Annotated in this window: 15 protein-coding genes and 2 pseudogenes; 8 read left to right on the top strand and 9 right to left on the bottom strand. The window is 37.2% G+C overall.

The window, feature by feature from the left end; translation table 11 throughout:
* Nucleotides 1–2: 2 nt before the first annotated feature.
* Nucleotides 3–3,287: an amidohydrolase family protein gene (locus tag I215_RS11260; RefSeq protein WP_008992091.1), complete on the bottom strand. Its 3,285-nt coding sequence runs from the start codon at nucleotides 3,285–3,287 to the stop codon at nucleotides 3–5.
* Nucleotides 3,288–3,436: 149 nt separating this feature from the next.
* Nucleotides 3,437–4,660 (bottom strand): MFS transporter, encoded by a 1,224-nt coding sequence (locus tag I215_RS11255; RefSeq protein WP_008992090.1) that lies wholly within the window; start codon nucleotides 4,658–4,660, stop codon nucleotides 3,437–3,439.
* A gap of 289 nt (nucleotides 4,661–4,949) precedes the next feature.
* On the opposite strand from I215_RS11255, the gene I215_RS11250 reads away from it, so the two are divergent.
* Entirely contained in the window at nucleotides 4,950–5,426 is a 477-nt protein-coding gene (locus tag I215_RS11250) for a Crp/Fnr family transcriptional regulator (protein WP_202802602.1), read from the top strand.
* A 202-nt stretch (nucleotides 5,427–5,628) separates the two neighbouring features.
* On the opposite strand, the gene I215_RS15920 is transcribed toward I215_RS11250, so the two are convergent.
* From I215_RS15920 to I215_RS11225, 5 genes are all read right to left on the bottom strand, one after another.
* The gene (locus I215_RS15920; protein WP_237738957.1) at nucleotides 5,629–5,886 is read right to left on the bottom strand and encodes a hypothetical protein; all 258 of its coding nucleotides are present in this window, start codon (nucleotides 5,884–5,886) and stop codon (nucleotides 5,629–5,631) included.
* 480 nt (nucleotides 5,887–6,366) lie between these two features.
* Nucleotides 6,367–7,674 carry an NAD(P)/FAD-dependent oxidoreductase gene (locus I215_RS11240; RefSeq protein WP_008992087.1) on the bottom strand — a complete coding sequence of 436 codons (1,308 nt, stop codon included), beginning with the start codon at nucleotides 7,672–7,674 and terminating at the stop codon, nucleotides 6,367–6,369.
* Between the two features lie 11 nt (nucleotides 7,675–7,685).
* A complete protein-coding gene (locus tag I215_RS11235; protein ID WP_008992086.1) occupies nucleotides 7,686–8,147 on the bottom strand; it encodes a carboxymuconolactone decarboxylase family protein in 462 nt (153 codons plus the stop codon).
* A gap of 120 nt (nucleotides 8,148–8,267) precedes the next feature.
* Entirely contained in the window at nucleotides 8,268–8,828 is a 561-nt protein-coding gene (locus tag I215_RS11230; RefSeq protein ID WP_237738956.1) for a DUF6448 family protein, read from the bottom strand.
* A 193-nt stretch (nucleotides 8,829–9,021) separates the two neighbouring features.
* Nucleotides 9,022–9,471 carry an RrF2 family transcriptional regulator gene (locus tag I215_RS11225; RefSeq protein WP_008992084.1) on the bottom strand — a complete coding sequence of 150 codons (450 nt, stop codon included), beginning with the start codon at nucleotides 9,469–9,471 and terminating at the stop codon, nucleotides 9,022–9,024.
* 473 nt (nucleotides 9,472–9,944) lie between these two features.
* Here I215_RS11225 and I215_RS15915 point away from each other — a divergent pair.
* From I215_RS15915 to I215_RS11200, 5 genes and pseudogenes are all read left to right on the top strand, one after another.
* Nucleotides 9,945–10,136: pseudogene (locus I215_RS15915) on the top strand (transposase); the annotation flags it as partial.
* Nucleotides 10,137–10,570: 434 nt separating this feature from the next.
* Nucleotides 10,571–11,377, top strand: a complete 807-nt coding sequence (locus I215_RS11215) for a hypothetical protein (RefSeq protein WP_008992082.1) — start codon at nucleotides 10,571–10,573, stop codon at nucleotides 11,375–11,377.
* A gap of 470 nt (nucleotides 11,378–11,847) precedes the next feature.
* Nucleotides 11,848–12,426 carry a BfmA/BtgA family mobilization protein gene (locus I215_RS11210; protein WP_008992081.1) on the top strand — a complete coding sequence of 193 codons (579 nt, stop codon included), beginning with the start codon at nucleotides 11,848–11,850 and terminating at the stop codon, nucleotides 12,424–12,426.
* On the top strand, nucleotides 12,395–13,429 hold the full coding sequence (mobB, locus tag I215_RS11205) for a MobB family relaxase (RefSeq protein WP_008992080.1): 1,035 nt from the start codon (nucleotides 12,395–12,397) through the stop codon (nucleotides 13,427–13,429). Before I215_RS11210 ends, mobB begins: the two co-directional genes overlap by 32 nt.
* A complete protein-coding gene (locus I215_RS11200) occupies nucleotides 13,426–14,871 on the top strand; it encodes a type IV secretory system conjugative DNA transfer family protein (RefSeq protein ID WP_008992079.1) in 1,446 nt (481 codons plus the stop codon). The genes mobB and I215_RS11200 overlap by 4 nt, the downstream gene beginning before the upstream one ends.
* A 45-nt stretch (nucleotides 14,872–14,916) precedes the next feature.
* Here the strand turns inward: I215_RS11200 and I215_RS11195 are convergent, their stop codons facing one another.
* Nucleotides 14,917–16,140, bottom strand: a complete 1,224-nt coding sequence (locus tag I215_RS11195) for an SIR2 family protein (protein ID WP_083852501.1) — start codon at nucleotides 16,138–16,140, stop codon at nucleotides 14,917–14,919.
* 14 nt (nucleotides 16,141–16,154) lie between these two features.
* Nucleotides 16,155–16,523 (bottom strand): annotated as a pseudogene (locus I215_RS16500) (transposase); the annotation flags it as partial.
* Between the two features lie 167 nt (nucleotides 16,524–16,690).
* Here I215_RS16500 and I215_RS11190 point away from each other — a divergent pair.
* Together I215_RS11190 and I215_RS11185 are read left to right on the top strand one after the other, a co-directional pair.
* Nucleotides 16,691–17,230 (top strand): hypothetical protein, encoded by a 540-nt coding sequence (locus tag I215_RS11190; RefSeq protein ID WP_008992076.1) that lies wholly within the window; start codon nucleotides 16,691–16,693, stop codon nucleotides 17,228–17,230.
* 152 nt (nucleotides 17,231–17,382) lie between these two features.
* Entirely contained in the window at nucleotides 17,383–18,291 is a 909-nt protein-coding gene (locus tag I215_RS11185) for a hypothetical protein (protein WP_008992075.1), read from the top strand.
* Nucleotides 18,292–18,334: the final 43 nt, after the last annotated feature.

The following is an 18,334-nucleotide window of genomic DNA, read 5'->3' as shown; positions in this document are numbered from 1 at the left end:
GGCTACTGACAACTACAGCCTGGTGCTGTAAAACTATGCGTACTTTGATGCCATGGAAAAGCAGCATTACTCTTTGAATTTTCCCAGTAAAACTCACCTCTTTCTTTGGGGTGATTTCCAATTTCATTCATGTTTTCTGCCTCATACAACCTACCATTGACCATGGTGTAAATGATGGTGTTTGAGTTCGAAATATCCTCTAAAGGGTCTTTTTCTAATACAATAAGATCCGCGAGTTTACCTTCTTCTAAGGAACCGATTTCTTCTCCCATTCCAATGTACTGAGCACCGTTGATAGTTGCTGCTTGTAAGGCTTCAAAATTACTCATACCGCCCATTTGCAACAGCCATAGTTCCCAATGTGCTCCTAAACCGTGAAGCTGCCCATGAGCACCAAGATTTACTTTAACCCCTGCGTCTGATAGTTTTTTAACAGTTTGAGAAACTAAGATTGGTCCATTTTCATACTCCTGGTCTGGAATCTTAGTTCGGTGTCTTGACCTGGAATCAATTAATGCTCTTGGAGTAAAATTTAAGAGTTTTTCATTCTCCCAAACGTTGGTTTTGTCGTACCAATAATATTCACCATTGATACCACCGTAATTCACAATGAGAGTCGGGGTATAACCCGTATTACTTTCACCCCATAATGTAAGAACATCTTTGTATATAGGGGCTATCGGTATGTTGTGCTCAACACCTGTATGACCGTCCATAATCATAGTCATATTGTGATAAAAGGTACTTCCTCCCTCTGGTACCACATTAATGTCATATTCTTTGGCAGCCAGCATGATCTGCTGGCGTTGTTCTCTTCTAGGTTGATTATAACTCTTAACAGATGTAGCACCAAAGGCTTTAGTTCTACGAATAGCGGATTTTGCATCCTCTAAACCGTTAATCTCGGCTTTGAAATCACCATCTGCTCCATAGAGAATAATACCTGTTGAGAATATTCGTGGGCCTACCATATCTCCACTTTTTACCAATTCAGCCATACTGAAAATGGTTTCACTCAAAGCTGAAGGATCGTGTACCGTTGTAACACCATAAGCTAGGTTTGCAAATGATGGCCAATGTTGCTCTGGCGTTAATCCATAACGAAACGCGCCTATATGCGCATGTGCATCTACTATACCAGGCATGATGGTTTTGCCTTGTAGATCGTAAACTTTAGCATCAGCTGGTAAGGTTATCTCATCGGAAGAACCTATTTTTTCAATTTTGTTCTCGCGTATTAAGATCGTCCCGTTTTCAATTACTTTATCACCCTCCATGGTGATAATATGTGCATTTGTAAATGCAATGGAGCCACTAGGAACATCTGTTGTTACTTCTAGATCAATAGTGATTCCTATTTCCGTAATTGGCCCTACCTTTTTTGGAGAGTCCTCTAAAAAGGTAAACCGTTGTGAGACTTCATTAGTATAGTATTGGTCTCCAAGTGTCCAGTGAATGTTTTGGCTATTATTTGACCAATGTAAATTCAGTCCTGCATCTTTGGTGATTTGAGTAACAGGAACGGACTTTGTTTTAGGATCTAATTCAATAGTTTGACCAGTTAAAACAAGTGGAGCAATGTATGCTTTATGTAAATTGGTAAAAGCAATCCATTTGTTATCGGGGCTAGGAACCAATCTATTGGCGTATTTAGAACTCACTAATACTCGCTCATCCTCACCATGAAGGTCTATACTTTTTAAGGTTTTGGTAATACCACCCATCATAGCACCGCCAGTTTGAATAAATACGCGGCTATCATCGAGATTAAATACTGGAAAGTCACCTTGATGGTATATTTTTCTGATGTTTTCACCTTCGGATGACATTAAATAAATTCCTGATTCCTTACCATAGGTATGTCCTAAATCGTTGTTTCCACTCTTTTTTACAAAGACAATCTTTTTACCATCATTTGAAAATGAGGGGTTTCTGTAGATTCCTTTTTCAGTGGTTAATTCTGTTACAGACCCATCTGCTAGGGATAATTTACGAACAGAGGACAAATCCTTATCGCTCCAAGTCACATAAACAATCTGTTTTCCGTCAGGAGAAAATGAAGGTTCGAATTCAAATTCTTGGCTTTGTGTTAATCTAACAGGTTTACCCTTAGGTAGGCTTTTCTTCCAAAGGTATCCAACAGCGTTAAATACCAAGGTTTTTCCGTCTGGTGAAGTGGTCGCATTTCTGATAACTTTAGCCTTGAAAGTGTCTTGAAATACTGGGTGCTGGACTAAATGAGTCTCAGCAATGTTTATCACATTATCTACCTCAAATGGAATATCATTTACGGTTAAATCCTCAATATTGATTCTTTTAATTTTTCCTTCACTCCAGAAAACAAGTTCTTTGTTGTTAGGCATCCAATCGAATCCTGGATATACTCCAAATATAGCCCAAGCTTCTTGTTGATCTTTACTTAGTTGATCATAAACTGGCCACTCTTCTCCAGTGTTTAAATCGTGGATAAACAATACGGATTTAGTTCTAACGCGCTTAACAAAAGCTAGAAGATTTCCGTCAGGGGATACCTGAGGTCTTGCTGCTCCACCCGGTCCTCCTGTAACTGTAATGGTTTTGCCTGTTTTGAGGTCATAACGTTTGATTACATATATCTGTGAGTTAGGGTCTTTATTGTATTGGAAATATCCACCTGGATACATGTCTTCACTGTAATACAAATAGCGTCCATCAGAGGAGGTGCTAGGTTCATTGACATCCTGTTGGTCGTTTTTCCTTTCTGTTAATTGATAGCCACCTTCTGCTGCGATATGGTACTGCCACATCTCACCAGCTCCTAATGATCTTGATGAGGTAAAGTGTTTACGGGCGATGATTGAATTACCATCAGCAGTCCAAACAGCATTATTTAATAATCTAAAGGTTTCTTTTGTCAGTTGTTTGGCCTGTCTGCCATCGGCATCCATGATCCATATATTATCGCCTCCACCAGCATCGCTAGTGAATGCTATTTTCTTTCCATCAGGACTGAACCTTGGCTGTATTTCAAAAGGCATTCCCGAGCGAAGTGCTTTGGCCTTACCACCGGAAATAGGCATTTTATAGATGTCGCCTAATAGGTCAAATACGATGAATTTCCCATCAGGACTTACATCGAGATTCATCCAAGTACCCTCATTGGTTTTAAGGGGAACTTCTTTGATATTCCATTGATCTGTATAGGGATCTGAAACATTCCATTGCTCGTCTTTTTGTTTTTTTTCTTGAGCAATAAGATACATAGGAGCTGTGCAAATTATCAGCATCCAAAGAAACTTTCTTAGCATAATGTATGATTTAAAACGACCAAATATACAGCTTCTTTTCTAGGGATGAAAAGCACTTTTAGCTACAAAGTGAAATTTAATCTGGATTCTTCTTAAATCGATATTTCTAAGAAGTGTTTATTTATCAATGCTATTAAGCTTCTCCTAAATTAAGCTGATTCCGCGTCGCTTTCTGCCAAGGATTTTAAGTTAGGCAAGAAATAAGCAACAAGACCTAAAAGTAGCATAAACGAACACAGGTAATACACAAAGTAGATATCCTTATAATCCGCTAGAACACCTAGTAGAGCAGCCATGATTCCTCCAATACCAAAGGAAAGCCCATAGAACAATCCAGAAATCATTCCAATTTTTCCAGGCATTAGTTCTTGAGCATACACTATGATGGCTGGAAATGCCGATGAAAGTATAAAACCAATAATAATGCTAAAGGCAGAGGTTAAGAATAAACTATCTAAATAAGGCATTAATAATGCGAATGGAGCTGCACCAAGTATTGAAAACCATATGACATACTTTCTACCGTATCGATCGCCCAATGGGCCACCGAAAAAGGTTCCTACAGCTGCCGCGGCAAGGAAACCAAATAAAAACAATTGGGAGTCTGCGACTGATACATCAAATTTCTCAATGAGGTAAAAGGTGAAATAACTACTTATACTGGCCATATAAATGTACTTTGAAAAAATAAGCACAAAAAGAATACCTACCGACCTGTATACCATCTTTTTGGATAAATGGGTATTGAAGTCTTCTGTGAGGGTGTTTTTCTTTAATGTTTTAAATTCTTCTAGCTTTCTCTTAGTCCAGCGTCCTGTGTAAATTAGAACCACAATTGCTACTAATGCGAATATGGCAAAATAGGCTGCATAATTTCTTCCATACGCAACAACAATTGCTGCTGCGATAACTGGTCCTATTGCGCTGCCAGTGTTTCCACCAACTTGGAATATGGACTGAGCTAGGCCACGTTTTCCACCAGAGGCCATGTTGGCCAATTTTGAAGATTCTGGGTGGAATACCGATGATCCCGCCCCTATTAGGGCTGCGGAAAGTAATATTCCTGTATAATCTGATGCAAATGCTATATAGACTAAACCTGCAAGGGATAAAAACATTCCAAAAGCGATGGAGTAGGGTTGCGGGTGCTTATCAGTATAGGCACCAACAAAGGGTTGCAGTATGCTTGCGGTGAATTGAAAAGTTAACTGAATCAGACCTATCTGAGCAAACGAGAGGGTGAATTCGTCCTTTAAAAGGGGATAAATGGCAGGTATTAAAGATTGTATAGAATCGTTGAGCAAGTGTGCAAAACTAATGCCGATTAATATGCTATAGGCGGTAGCCTGATTTGTCTTTTTTTGGACGTTCATAGGGCCTGAAAATTGATTCAAATAAAAACAACAAAATTAAGGTAAGTGAACCAATAAATTGAACAGAATTATCAGATTGTTTTTAGAGTAATGATTAACTCTCATTAAACCAACTTTAGAAGGTCATTAAGATTACCAGTATTCTAAAATATGTATTTTTGAAGATTACCTTATTTTTTTGCTATTGCTCAAAAGTAGATGTAGTATAAAACATACGATTTATAGAAAATATTACATCTATCAAAGATGAAGAATTTGAACAAATTAAGCTTTTTTTACGACAAGAAAAATTTTAAAAAACCAATACCTAATCCAGCAAGGGGAAGAAGCAAAATATGAATTTCTAATTCTGCATGGAATCTTTAGGGTTTTTTACCTTGATGAAAATGGAAAAGAGCATATAGTTCAATTTGCTATAAAAAATTGGTGGATGTCAGATTATATAGCCTACTTCAACCAAAAACAAGCTACTATGAATGTTCTATGTATGGAAGCAGGGGAAGTGTTATGCCTTACATTGGAAGGAAGAGAGAAGCTAGCTTTGACTTTGCCTAAAATGGAGCATTTCTTTAGAGTTAAACTCACCAATGGCTGTTTATCTCTGCAACAAAGGATAATCTCTCTTCTGTCTAGCAATCCACAACAGCGATATGAAGAATTTGCAAACAATTATCCCAATCTAATACAAAAAGTGCCCAAAAAATATATTGCCGAGTATTCGGGGGTCAGTAGAGAGACCCTTAGTCGTTTGTACTCAGGTTCATGATACTTGAATATATTTAGCCTATAGACATACGGCATAAAAAAGCTTCACTACTTATACTATTCCTGAAAATTTAGAACGATTCGCTATTTTTATAAATCAAGTCCCCTAAAATGGGATTTTGCATTTTTAGTTTCACCATTAATTTATTTTACGAAGATTTCTATTTTCTACTATTAAAATACCCCCCTGGTCCTGAATAAATTTATTCATTCGCTCCCTTCCCGCTGCAGGTGGGACAATCGTGTATTTCCCCTTCTTTCAATTTGATGCCTTCAATATGCTCTTTCAGGATTTTCTGGATCCGCATGTATTTATAGGAATGGTTGTTGACATCGATTTGCTTGTCTTCAAAGATGGTTCGGATCTTCTTATCATATTCCTGATATCCCCAACATACTGCACATAAACCTTCGGGTGCACTGTCCCTTGTTTCTTCTTTGGGTTTTTTGAGGAACTCCATTATTTTTGTGTAAATATCCATAGCTTTTAATTTTTAATTCTTTCTCTGCTTCTCTGCCACTTTTAAGTGAGAAAACAAACCATATTAAGGCAAAAAATCCTATAGCAAAAGTGGTATCCCCGGTTACACGTAACCATTTAATGGTATCCATTCCCGGTTGCTGCGCAAATTCAGTTAATCTTGCATCCCACATTCCTTCGTTTATACTGGCAACTGCCTGGAGAATTCACATAGGCAATAATCTCAGCAATGACATAAGCATTAATCCTATATTAATTGAACAGAAAGCGCCCCCGATTAGCTAATCATTCCATATCGGGTCAGGCTCGTAACGAAAAATGGGAATAAATAACCAGGCTTCACAGCCGAAACTCATTCTAGCTTCTTTATTTGCCCTAAGAGCTGGCGAGAGATTACGATCAGTAATGGGAAATCTTAACCATCTCAGGTTCCGGAATATTCTGTATTTAAAATTTCTCTTTAAATGCTCTTCTTTCTTCCCACTTGAACTTCATTATTACTACAATGTCTGCATCTGGATCTGTCGGTTATAAGTTGAACACCTCTCTTCCTGGTGATGTAATTCCATACCCATTCCACAAAAACATTTATTCTGTTCCTGAAACCGATCAGCAGGAGGATATGAATGGTTGACCAAAGTACCCAGGCGAAGAAGCCACTGAACTTGAGTCCCCTGATGTTGGCTACTGCTTTTGCTGTTCCAATGGTAGCCATGGTTCCCTTATCGATATAACGGAAGTGGGGAGGTAGGTAATTACCTTTCTCTTTCCGGGCGAGTTGTTTTCCCAGATAAATTCCCTGTTGTCGGGCCACTGATGCCAGGGCGGGTAGGGGTTTTCCGGAGGGGTCCTTGAAATGGGCTGCATCCCCTAGTACGAAAATATCTGGATATCCGGGAATGCTGAGGTCGCCATTGACGAAAACCCGGCCAAGTCGATCCTGTTCCACCTGGAGGGAATCCAGCAGGGGAGAAGCTTTTATTCCCGCAGCCCATATGATATTGCTACTGTGGATGCTTCCTACCTTCAGGTGTACTGTATCTCGTTCTATTTTTACCACCGGGGTTCCTCTAAGCACTTTTACTCCCAGCTCTTCCAGCATATCTTTACCTTTATCTCCCAGGGGTTCTGGGAATCCATTTAGAATGTTTGGAGCAGCCTCGACAAGAAAGATCCGTATCTCCTCTTCCTTGACATTTTTAAAGCCGTTACGCATAGTTCGTTTGGCTATCTCCGCAATGGCTCCTGCCATTTCAACACCAGTTGGACCGCCCCCGATGATGACGTAGGTCAGATGCATCTGCCGTTGCTGGGGATCCTGGAGTTGTTCAGCTTCCTCGAGGGATTGGAGAATACGTTCCCGTACTTTTAAGGCATCGCTGATGGTCTTCAGTCCTGGGGCATGTTCCTGCCATTCTTCATTTCCAAAATAATTGTACTGGGCTCCTGGTGCCAGCACCAGTTGGTCAAAGGGTATTTTTCTCCCATTGACCAGACTGAGGTGTTTTTTCCTGGGATGGATCTTTTTCACCTCGCCTAGTACCACCCGAATCTTGGAATTCTTACCCAGGATGGCTCGAATAGGGGCCGCGATATCCCCGGGGGAAAGGGCTCCTGTAGCCACCTGGTATAACAAGGGTTGGAAAAGATGGTGATTGGCCTTGTCTATAATGGTGACCTCGGTATTGGAGTTCTTCAGGTTATTGGCTGCGGTGATTCCTGCGAACCCCCCGCCTATGATGACTGTTTTTTTGGGTTTATTGTTCATAGTACGTATACTTAAATTTTGCCTTTTGCAGGCTGATAAGTTCCCACAGGGGTACGAAAACTGATGGCCAGCCTGTTCCAGCTGTTGATCGCATTGATACAAATGGTCAGGGCGATGAGCTCCTCTTCCTCAAAGTGCTCCCTTACTGCTGTATATACCGTATCAGGAACATCATTTTCTGAGATCAGGGTGAGTGCCTCAGTCCATTCCAGGGCAGCCTTTTCTTTTTCGCTATAGAACGGGGTTTCCCTCCAAACGCTCAGGGTATAAAGCCGTTGTTCGGTTTCCCCGGCTGTCCTGGCATCCTTGGTATGCATATCAATACAGAAGGCACAGCCATTAATTTGTGATGCCCTTAATTTTACAAGTTCTATTAAAGACATCTCCAGGATGGAAGCAGCGTATTTTTCCATTTCCATAATCCCTCCCAGGGCTTCCGGAGCTGATTTAGAGTAGTTTATTCGTTGTTTCATATTTCTGTACTTTTTTATTAGTTCTTCTCTTCAGGGGGTATCTGGCCTGATCAACACTTACTACATTCTCTAGATTCTTTCATCGAGGTGGGGAAACCAGCGGGTAATGAGGCTGCAATTTTAATGCTTATGTACTGTTCGTTGGGCAGGATGTGAAGCTTCGTTGTGTTCCAGTGGGGCATGGATCGCTTCGATGGTATGGGTGTAATCTACGTAGGCAGCAACATAAGCGCGACCCTTTTCAGGAGATTCATCCCTCACATCATAGAGAGCAGCCACTTTTTCATACTTCTCCTTAATCACCTTCCCGATATGCTTGTTCAACTTATTCAGAAGGGTTGGAAGATCTTTTTCAAGGATTGCGGTGTCAGTCAGACCTATGATCTGCTTGGTAGAGCCTGCCGGTTTCAGACCTGTGTAGGGTGCCCCTTCTCCTTCTCGGTGCAGACGAACCAGAGTTTCCAGAAAATGTTTCTCTAGAAGTTGGTATACCTCCTTATCCCTGTTCTTGTACTTTAAGGTTTTATTGAAAAGAGAGGTGATCTCCGCCTCTTGGTCTTCGCTGATCCATTTATAGACCAGCTCCACATTATCAGATTCCAAAGCCTTGAAGGCATCCTGAATAACAGGGCCATCATAAGAATCGCAATGGGCAAAGCTATTTTGCGGAAGCAATAACATCGCAATGAGTAGCCCAAAAAAGCCGATGATCTTTGATAAATTACGTTTTTGTTTGTTTTTGGTTTCCATGACTTTAGGATTTTAAATTCTATACAAAGATAAGGAGCTTTCCTATAAAAGACAAGAATATCCTTTATAAAAATTAGTTGGAGAATAAAGCAGAAGGATGAATGGAAAGAGGTGGTTAGGAGTATTATATACCCTCGTATCCAGGATTATTAATGAAAGCAAAGCCTTTGGAAAGATCTTCCGCAAGGCTCCTGATGCTTGTCTCCTCAAATGTCTTAAGCAAATTGTCCCGGTTCGCAGCGTATTTGTGGTGCAAAGGGCAGGGATGTTCGTCAGAGCAGATGTGTAGCCCCATTATGCATTCTCGGAAAACCGCAAGACCATCCACAGCATTCACTATCTCCAGTACCGAGAGGTCCAACTGATCCTGTTCACAATAAAAGCCGCCATATGGACCTTTTAGAGAAGTGATTATCCTGTTCTTGTTGAGCATCTGAAGAATCTTGGCGGTAAATGGGGCAGGGGCCTCAATCTCCGCAGCTATCTCCTTCATCCCCAGTTTCACGTCCTGACGGGCCTTGGAAGCAATAAAAACAGTCGCCCTTATTGCATATTTACAGGATTTTGAGATCATACTTTCTAATAATTGAATTTATAACAAATATAGGAAAAGTTATAAAGGACTTGTTTATCTTCTATATTTTTTCTTTAATATCCTTGCAGCTTAGGAAGGTCCTCAAGTATTTTAAAACTTTGATTTGGAAATAAAAATGTCGCGCGGAATTAATAAATTAATGAGAATTCCCTTTATCGAATATTTAAGGGTATGAAAGAAGGAGGATCGGACCTGAGAGGTTTCTGGGGGAATGTCAACACGACTCTCGCCTCCTAATTTCATTTTTATTTCGTACTTTAAAGCCTCAAAAGAAAAAATATGAGCTATAAAATCGCCTCTCTAAGAAAATTAGAGGAAAGAGGAATCGATGTCGCAAGGCTGCCTTTTTCCATTCGGATTCTTCTGGAAAATGTACTGAGAAACCGGGATGGATTTGCCATCACCGAAGAACACTTGGATACCCTGACCCACTGGGACGCTTCTGGGACCGGACCCTGGATGTAGCATTTTCCGAGGATGCTTCTAGAAAAAGAACTGGGAACTCCGCTCAAAACTTTTCAATCTTAAATAAAATAGCATTGAACCTATTAAAAAATGAAAAGACAGCAAAGGTTGGGGTTAAAGGGAAAAGGTTCAAAGCAGCCTTGAGTAATGCTTACCTGCTAAAAGTTTTAAATTTATGATGCGTTTGCCCTGGGTAACCGAATAGGTAACTTTTGTTTTGATTTTAAAGCTAACCATATGAAATCAATAAAAATTAAAGCTACTGATAATCATATAGTTAGCATTTTATTGGTGTCGCTTGACACCCATTTTGTCGGGATGACTGGATTCGAAATACTTTTGTAAATCGCTGTACTTTAGTGGATTACACATAATATCCAACAATTACGCCCCTATTAAAGCACCCCAATTAGTTTTTAGTACTTTCGTTGTTGCAAAAATAAAGTTTTAGTTTTGAGTTTAACTAGATTCAGGGATTTAATTTCTTAGATCCGAGAATGTATAAAGTAACTTGTTATTAACCAATTTTTCTAAGAGAATCGATTCATAAATAATTACCCAAATATTTGTAATAATTTTTCTATATTCATTGAATTATATTATACGCTTTATAATGAATTATTTTAAAGAGATTAGATCTACATTAATACTAGTTGGAATTTTTTTTATAGGTTATAAGCTAATTTTGTTGGTTAGTTTCGAGAAAGAATTTTTCCATTCATATGGAGGATATATTTTTGGATATATTATAGTTTGTATAATTGCTATTATTATTCAAATACAATTCAAAAAGAAAATGATTCAAAAGATCACAAATGTAGTGTTATTTCCACTCGGGGTTATTTCTGCTTTTGCGGTTGTTATTTTTCCCTTTCTTATGGTTTTCCTATTTATATGTTTATACTTCATAATTACAGCCGTGACCCCATTATTCCTACTCAATTATTTAAATAATAATGGTTATTTAGAATTCGCGACGGATTTAACCATTCTCTATGGCGTAGTTACCATACCAGTGTTTTTTGCTGTATTCTTTAACTATCAGATTAGAAATTTATTTTATTTTTTTACTACTATAGTAAATGATTCAAGGTATGGACCTTATGAAATACGCGAACTCACAGATTATTTTATATCCGAAAGGAATGTTAGATTTTTAATATACTTCCTTTATTTCCTTGCTGTGATAGTAATTAATGTATTAGAATATCAGGAAAGCTTTTTAATTGGGATAGCAGCTTATGATAATATAATTTTACAATCTTTTATCACTTTTATTGCATTTGATAAAGTGTTGTCTTTGTTGAAAGATTTAGAATTTAAACCCTCAGATTTTTTAAGAAAAATAATCTGTTCGATTTCGAAAAAATTAGAGGACATGAATAATTATAATAAACCTTCTAATAATGATATTAATTAATAAAATGATGCAGCAATCCTAGGGTTGATATCTTGACGTATAGTTCTTTCTAAAAAAAATCAAGGATTATTTTTGACGTTTGAAATATTTATTTATGGCTTAACTTTTAATGTGGATTTTATTTGCAATTCCACAATTCCATTCTACCTTCAAAGTTTTTTGTATCTTTAATCAAATTAATAGCGTAATACTTTGGTCATTACAAAAATTGATTTGACCTTCCTAAGATGACCTTAAAATCAGATTTAAAATATTGCATCCACTGGTAGTGGATGTCTGTTGGTTTCGTCCCTTTTAGGGACGGGAGCGGAAGAGCAAGAGGGTAACACGCGATGCGGTGTTTCGATTTGCTTGTTGTTTTCAATTAATTGATTTTCAATCAATTACAACCATGATGATTATACTGATTTTCAGGAGTTTGCAGCAAAACTTCTGAAACCCATGATAAACAGGCAATTTTTTGCAGCAAAATGAAGAAATTTTCAACATACGGCTTCTCAGGGATCAATGTCAAAAAAGATATTGCCGAACGGTTTCGTGTCTTCTCCAAAGATATTTCCAAATCACATTCTGAAACACTAGAAGCTATGTTGAACTTCTTCAAATGGAACAATCTTGACCCTAATGATAATCTTGGAATAAAAGCGGATGACACTAAAAAACGAATTAATGCCCTGATTGCTATCATTCGGAACATAGAAAAACAACAGACCCTCCCCACCAAAGCGATGCTGGATACGCTCTTTCAGGAAATAACACAATCAGAAGAACAAGAGGAAATAGAAATGACTGAAGATGCTTTTGATTTTGGTACTCCTGAAACCATTACCAGGGATACCGAATTGGAACATTACCGAAACCGATTTGAAGAGATGCAACAGCAATTGAGCAGGTATAAAAATAATATAGATATCCTACTAAGTCGATTGCATCATGTGAAAGGAACTTTTGGGAAAGGGTATCATAAACTAAATATGGATAAAGATGAATTGGAAAACATAAAAAAATCATTGAATCATGTACATCACCATCACCGCACAAAGTCTTAGTGGAAACTTTGGTCAAAGTGCTGCCGCTTTTATAGACTATCTCGAAAAGGAGAATGAAGGGAAACCCATGCCTGAACTAGAGCATTTTTTTGATCAACATCATAATGAAATCTCCGCTGAACAGGTCATCAAAGAAATTGATAACAATACGGCTAAACTAAAAAAAACAGAGCCCAAATTTTATTCCATTACCCTGAATCCAAGTCAGCGTGAGCTGAAAGCTATTCAGGATTCTCCTGAAGCTTTAAAACAATACACAAGGGAAGCCATGAAAGAGTACGCTAAAGCTTTTAACCGGGACATCGATGGGAAACCAGTCAATATCGATGATATTAAATATTTCGCCAAAGTGGAACGCCAACGCACCTTTAAAGGTTCGGATAAAGAAATTCAAGAAAACCAATCTTATGCCACTAAAATCTTAGAGTTAAAACTACAGATGCGAAGCATTCAGCGTGGAGAAACGGCAGGCGATATCAAAAAGCTGCAAAAAGCCATTGAGCGTCTGGAACGTGAAGCACCATATCAATTGCATGGTAAACGTATTGTTAGAGATATGCCTAAGCCCGGACCTCAAAGCCATATTCATATTATTGTCAGTCGCAAAGATGCATCAAATCGTTATAGCTTGTCTCCGGGAAGCAAATACAAAGCTTCTGAAGTAGAAATGAATGGCAAAACTGTAAAGCGCGGATTCGATCGGGATGCTTTTTATAAGAATGCCGAAAAAACCTTTGATACCCTATTCAATTACAAACGCAATTATGTGGAATCTTACACCGCCCGTAAAACCTTTTTAAAAGACCCCAAGCAGTATTTTTCCATGATTACCAAACTACCTACAAACGAAAGGGCAATGGCTTTTAAACTGCTGCAAAAAACAGGCGTGAATACATCATTACTCAGTATCCCTACCAATAAACTCCAACTCACTATGAAAGCCATTAACACCCTGAAAAAAGGCATTGGTAAGGCTATTGAATCTGGATCTATTGGCATATGAATTGGCAGCTTGAACATATCATCCTGTATATTGTTTCTCCAATATTATTTGTGGGGGCTGTTTTGTATGGACTTTTTTATGGTGAAAAAAAGGAACAAATTCATAAGAAATACAAGGTGCGCTTCAAACTAAAAAACGGCAACTTTAAAATTGATAATATAAGAAGGGGCGCATCTATCATTGGTTCGGCAGGTAGTGGTAAAACTGAAAGCGTGGTCTATAATTTTTTGCAACATTTTAGTCAAAATGGTTTTTGTGGGGTCATCCATGATTATAAGGATTTCGAACTCACTGAAATGGCCTTTCCATTGTTCAAAGCTGTTGAAATGCCTTTTTATACCATCGCCTTTGATGAGATTCATTTTCGGCTAAATCCTATCGCGCCACAGTATTTGCCCAACGAGGAAAGTGTTAATGAGTTGTCGCGAGTCCTCATGGAAAACTTATTGGAACAGAACCTATCGGAAAATAGCGGTAGTAATAAATTTTTCTCTGATGCTGTGGAAGGCCTACTCAGTGGTATGATATGGAAAATGAAAACGGCCTACCCTGATTTCTGTACCCTGCCCCATATTATTGCCTTGTTTCAGACCTTGAATACCAAAAAATTAGTGGCATTTTTAAAGTCCGATCTGACCTCCCGAAGTATGGCGAGTGCTTTTATTAACGGGATTGAATCTGAAAAACAAACTGCTGGAGTCAAAAGTACCTTGGCGAATGCTTTTAAAAAAATCAGTTCCAAAAAATTGTTTTACGTATTGTCTAAAGATGAAGTGTCTTTGGATATCAATAACCCCGAAAACCCTGCGGTAATTGCCTTGGTGAACAACCCTAAATATGATTCGACCTATTCGCCTGTCATTGCCATGGTGATGCATACTATCATCAAGCAAATGAGCCTACGGGGTAAAGCCTCCTCGTTTTTACTTATGGAAGAGGCTCCAACTTTAAAATTGCCCAATATGCACCGTGTTCCGGCAACACTCCGCAGTTATGATATTTGTACCGTCTATGTGATGCAGGATAAAGTGCAGAACGATCTGCTATATGGGGATAAGGCGAGCAAGGCTATTTTAAGCAATTTGTCGTATCAGTTTTTTGGAAAGGTGAATGATCCAGATACCGCTAAATATTATGAACGTTTTTTTGAAATGATTAAAACGCCCACTAGAAGTATTAGCAAAAGTAGTGGTATGAGTTTTGAAAGCCGTATTACCAAAGGGGAACGCGAGGTTTCTAAACGTAGAGCCGAAATATTCTTTAAACTAAAACAAGGGGAATTTATCGCCTTTGCTGATGGAAAGGATAAAAAGGTATGTTTTCAGTTACAGCCCATTTTAAAAGATAAGCCTAAACAGGAACATCAGGTTTCTGATGCAGACTTGGCCATGCATTTTCAGAAAACCCACCGGGAAGTGCAGTCTATTTTTAAAGGGATATAACCTAATTGTTTGAAGTGTTATTTCCTTCTGATGAATCTCATAGTTTCAGTGTTTCAGAAATCCCTCTCGCATGGGCTTCGTAATTTTGTCGTGAAACTTTTTATTAAACAATAATCGACCATTAACAGGTTTAATGATGCCTTCTATTCTTTCTGATAATTCCTCATAGCGATCTAGAACTAAAGTAAATCCTTTATCTCTGTGGATAACAAATTTTTCATCCTCAGTTAACAAGTAAATATGCTTTAAAATATTTGCAGGGGATTCATCTTCTTCAACACCAGTATGAAAACCAAACTCGCTATAGGCGTCACAACCTAGAAATACAATTCCAGGACCTTCCATGGTAGGTATTTGTATGGTGAAAAATGCCACGTATTCTCCCGGGCGACTTGCTTTGCTAAACGGAGTGTACATTAAAATATGTATTTGATTATTTGTTGATATCAAGTCATGTAAAGATTTATAACTCTTATTAATTTCTTCTTTTTTTCTAACATAGCTAGCAGATGGGTAGAAACTTTCTGTTTTGACATCATTCACTTTTTTTATAAATTCTGGAGAAAACTCAGTTGTTTCGTTATCTTCATCAATATTATTATTATCATTTAAATAGCCAGCAGCTCTCAAATGCTTAAAATAAGGAATATATTTTCCATTTAAAAAAGGTAAACATAATTCTGATATTTTTATAGCATCCCATTCCCTAGATTTAATCGAATCTAAAAGAACATCCTTAAGTTCAATTCCTTTTATGCCGACTTCTGCAAACCTATCTTTTAGTCCTACACCATAAACAAACTCTGCATTATGAATGTTTTCAATATTTTCAAGATTGTCTGTTACATAAATTTTAGACTTTGAATTATTTGATTTCACAAAATCATATACCATACCTTTCATCTGCCTTAAAATTTTAATGGGAAGTTTTCTCTTATTATTAGCCAAAACGGTATAAACATCAATAAAATCATTCGTAGTTATTAATTTGATAGGTATTATTGTATCCGATATTAGTAAAGTACTATCAGACATTTCTGTTTCAATGGAATTTGGAGTCCATTGACAAAATATTAACCTATCTTTTAATTTTTCAATTTTCTCTTTAGTTAAACACTTAATAATGGATTTAAGAATTGATTGAATATTCTTATCATCTAAACTATATCCAATAAAAATAATTGGATTTTCGATGAAAATTGTAAGCAATTTAGCAGCTAAATAAGCATTTCTACCCTCATAATTATTATAATCTTCATCAGTAAGAATTAAAGAGTTTGGTTTTCAATGAATTTCAGATACTTCTTCAAATTGTAAGCTATGGCAGCGAGCTGCATACACTTATTCGCCTGTTTGATGCCTATGGTATTGATTTTTCTAAGACCCATAAACTGGGTAAGTGTTCCAAAAACGGGCTCTACGGTGCTTTGTCGCTTGGCTTTCATATAACGTCCCTGTGGACTGTTTACCCGAGCTATATTACGTTCATATTCTTTCCGGTAAGCGGTAATATTGATCCGATTTTCATGACTCTTGCCAATACATTGCTGTTTTATTGGGCAGCCCTTACAATCTCTACGCTTGGTAAAGTAATTACCTTTTAGCGTTCCTTTTTCTAGTTTCTGTTTTCTAAAAGTTACTTTTTTACCTTGTTAAACTTGAAATCAAGCTTTCTAAGCTTCCTTAACCATAGAACAAACCAATATCAAATTAATTTGTTTTATACACCAAATCCAACTATTTTTAAAATATAATCGGTAGTTTTGAGACAGACTGCCGTTGGCGATAATTTGAGAAAACTAACCAGAATCTAAATAAAATGGAATACATAATAATATTAATCATACTCGTAATCATACTCGGAGCTATAATTTTTGCTATTTGGAACATAGCAGTTGGAAAGCAAAAATCTCAAGAAAAAATCAACAATTTCACACGGAATTTCAATAAATCAACTGAAAATACTTCAGCATTAGTGAACACAACTTTTAATAAAACTAAAAAATCAATAGAAAAGAAAATTAGTAAATCTTACTTAACAGGATGCAGCTGGATAATTACTAATGAGCCGAATGATAACATCCTTTTCACTTTTAGAAACAACAATGAACTACTAATTACAACAAACGGAATTGTTAAACGCGCAGAATATGAATTAATTATAGACAACAATAGTATTTTAATCACAAAAGATAATGTTACTGAACATTATAACATTGTAAATATTAAAAATGATTTTCTGTTTTTAAATATGGTTTCATCAAATTCAATATTGTTTCTTGCTAATAACACGAAATTTAAAGACGAAATTAAATCAGCATTAAATAGATATGCTAAAGAAATTTATAATCTGAATTAAAAACTATTGCCAACACCGTAAAAAATAATGCGTAGTTTAGTACAAAACCAAAAGTTAGCGCGTATTTGGTCACTCTGATTTTCCTACGGAAAATCCTCTGACTCAAAACTGCACTATTCTTATACAAATACGTTAGTGGCAATTAAAACAAAATGAGTAAATCCAACCAAATAATTCCAGACTTCACAGAAGACCTTGTAGGTTTTATGGTTCAGAGTATGTTGACTATTACTCGTTTTCCTAGAGCTCCTTTTGCGATGGTTCCTCTTTCCAAGAGTGAAGAAAGGATCTATGGAGCTGATGTGGGAATTGATTCTATTAGTCCAATATATATTCAATTCAAAAGGTCTTTAGCATATCCTGATTACAGCTCCGCACAATTCATAAAAGATAGAAAAGCCTTAAAGGCTAACTGCTCTCCAAGAACATTATACTTTGAATTAAGAGCAAAGAAACCTAAACACAAGGATTTCCAGCACAATATACTTTTTGATTTGAAAAATAAATTGGATAAAGCAGGAAAAGGAAAGGCTTTTTACACAGCACCATTATTCCTCAATAGAACAGCATATTTGTTAGCAGTGCATATGTCTTCCTTATTATCTTGGAGACCTTGGCATTGGTATAGACATGACCCTTTTTTCGAACAAACACAAAATATCTTAACTCAAACGGGGAGTATCAGATTTCAAAATATTCCGATTCTTCGAGAGCATATTGTTATTCCACCTCATACAGAGGTTACAACGCATAAACACAGATATAGCTATTTAGAATCTGGCAAAGAAATCTGCTTTCACGAACCAACTAGACTTGATAACGAACAAAATCTCGGACAAACAATTTATGACTTCTTAAAATTCAGAAATGGTCAACCTACAACGGAAATGATTAATCTAAAGGAGTCAATGTCTCTTTTGAATGAATTGAGTGAAAATAATGTTTCACAAAAGGCGCTTAATTCCAATGAACAAATTATTGATAGATGGTTGAATTTTGGTGAAGTCCTTTGGAAAGAGTATAAGATTTACCAATATATGCTGATTAAACTAAAAAAATGAATAAAAGCCACTAATCGAGTAGACGGCCGTGAACGAAGAGTCC

Source organism: Galbibacter marinus (genome assembly GCF_000300875.1).
GTDB lineage: Bacteria > Bacteroidota > Bacteroidia > Flavobacteriales > Flavobacteriaceae > Galbibacter > Galbibacter marinus.
Note: the sequence above shows the minus strand (reverse complement) of the source record. Positions and strands in the feature narration are given on the sequence as shown.

Coding starts and splice junctions, on each gene's coding strand:
- I215_RS11235 (WP_008992086.1), bottom strand. CDS start 8,147: ATGAAACAACGAATAAACTACTCTAAATCAGCTCCGGAAGCCCTGGGA.
- I215_RS11200 (WP_008992079.1), top strand. CDS start 13,426: ATGAATTGGCAGCTTGAACATATCATCCTGTATATTGTTTCTCCAATA.
- I215_RS15920 (WP_237738957.1), bottom strand. CDS start 5,886: ATGGAGTTCCTCAAAAAACCCAAAGAAGAAACAAGGGACAGTGCACCC.
- I215_RS11260 (WP_008992091.1), bottom strand. CDS start 3,287: ATGCTAAGAAAGTTTCTTTGGATGCTGATAATTTGCACAGCTCCTATG.
- I215_RS11240 (WP_008992087.1), bottom strand. CDS start 7,674: ATGAACAATAAACCCAAAAAAACAGTCATCATAGGCGGGGGGTTCGCA.
- I215_RS11185 (WP_008992075.1), top strand. CDS start 17,383: ATGAGTAAATCCAACCAAATAATTCCAGACTTCACAGAAGACCTTGTA.
- I215_RS11190 (WP_008992076.1), top strand. CDS start 16,691: ATGGAATACATAATAATATTAATCATACTCGTAATCATACTCGGAGCT.
- I215_RS11225 (WP_008992084.1), bottom strand. CDS start 9,471: ATGATCTCAAAATCCTGTAAATATGCAATAAGGGCGACTGTTTTTATT.
- I215_RS11230 (WP_237738956.1), bottom strand. CDS start 8,828: ATGTTATTGCTTCCGCAAAATAGCTTTGCCCATTGCGATTCTTATGAT.
- I215_RS11215 (WP_008992082.1), top strand. CDS start 10,571: ATGAATTATTTTAAAGAGATTAGATCTACATTAATACTAGTTGGAATT.
- I215_RS11210 (WP_008992081.1), top strand. CDS start 11,848: ATGAAGAAATTTTCAACATACGGCTTCTCAGGGATCAATGTCAAAAAA.
- I215_RS11255 (WP_008992090.1), bottom strand. CDS start 4,660: ATGAACGTCCAAAAAAAGACAAATCAGGCTACCGCCTATAGCATATTA.
- mobB (WP_008992080.1), top strand. CDS start 12,395: ATGTACATCACCATCACCGCACAAAGTCTTAGTGGAAACTTTGGTCAA.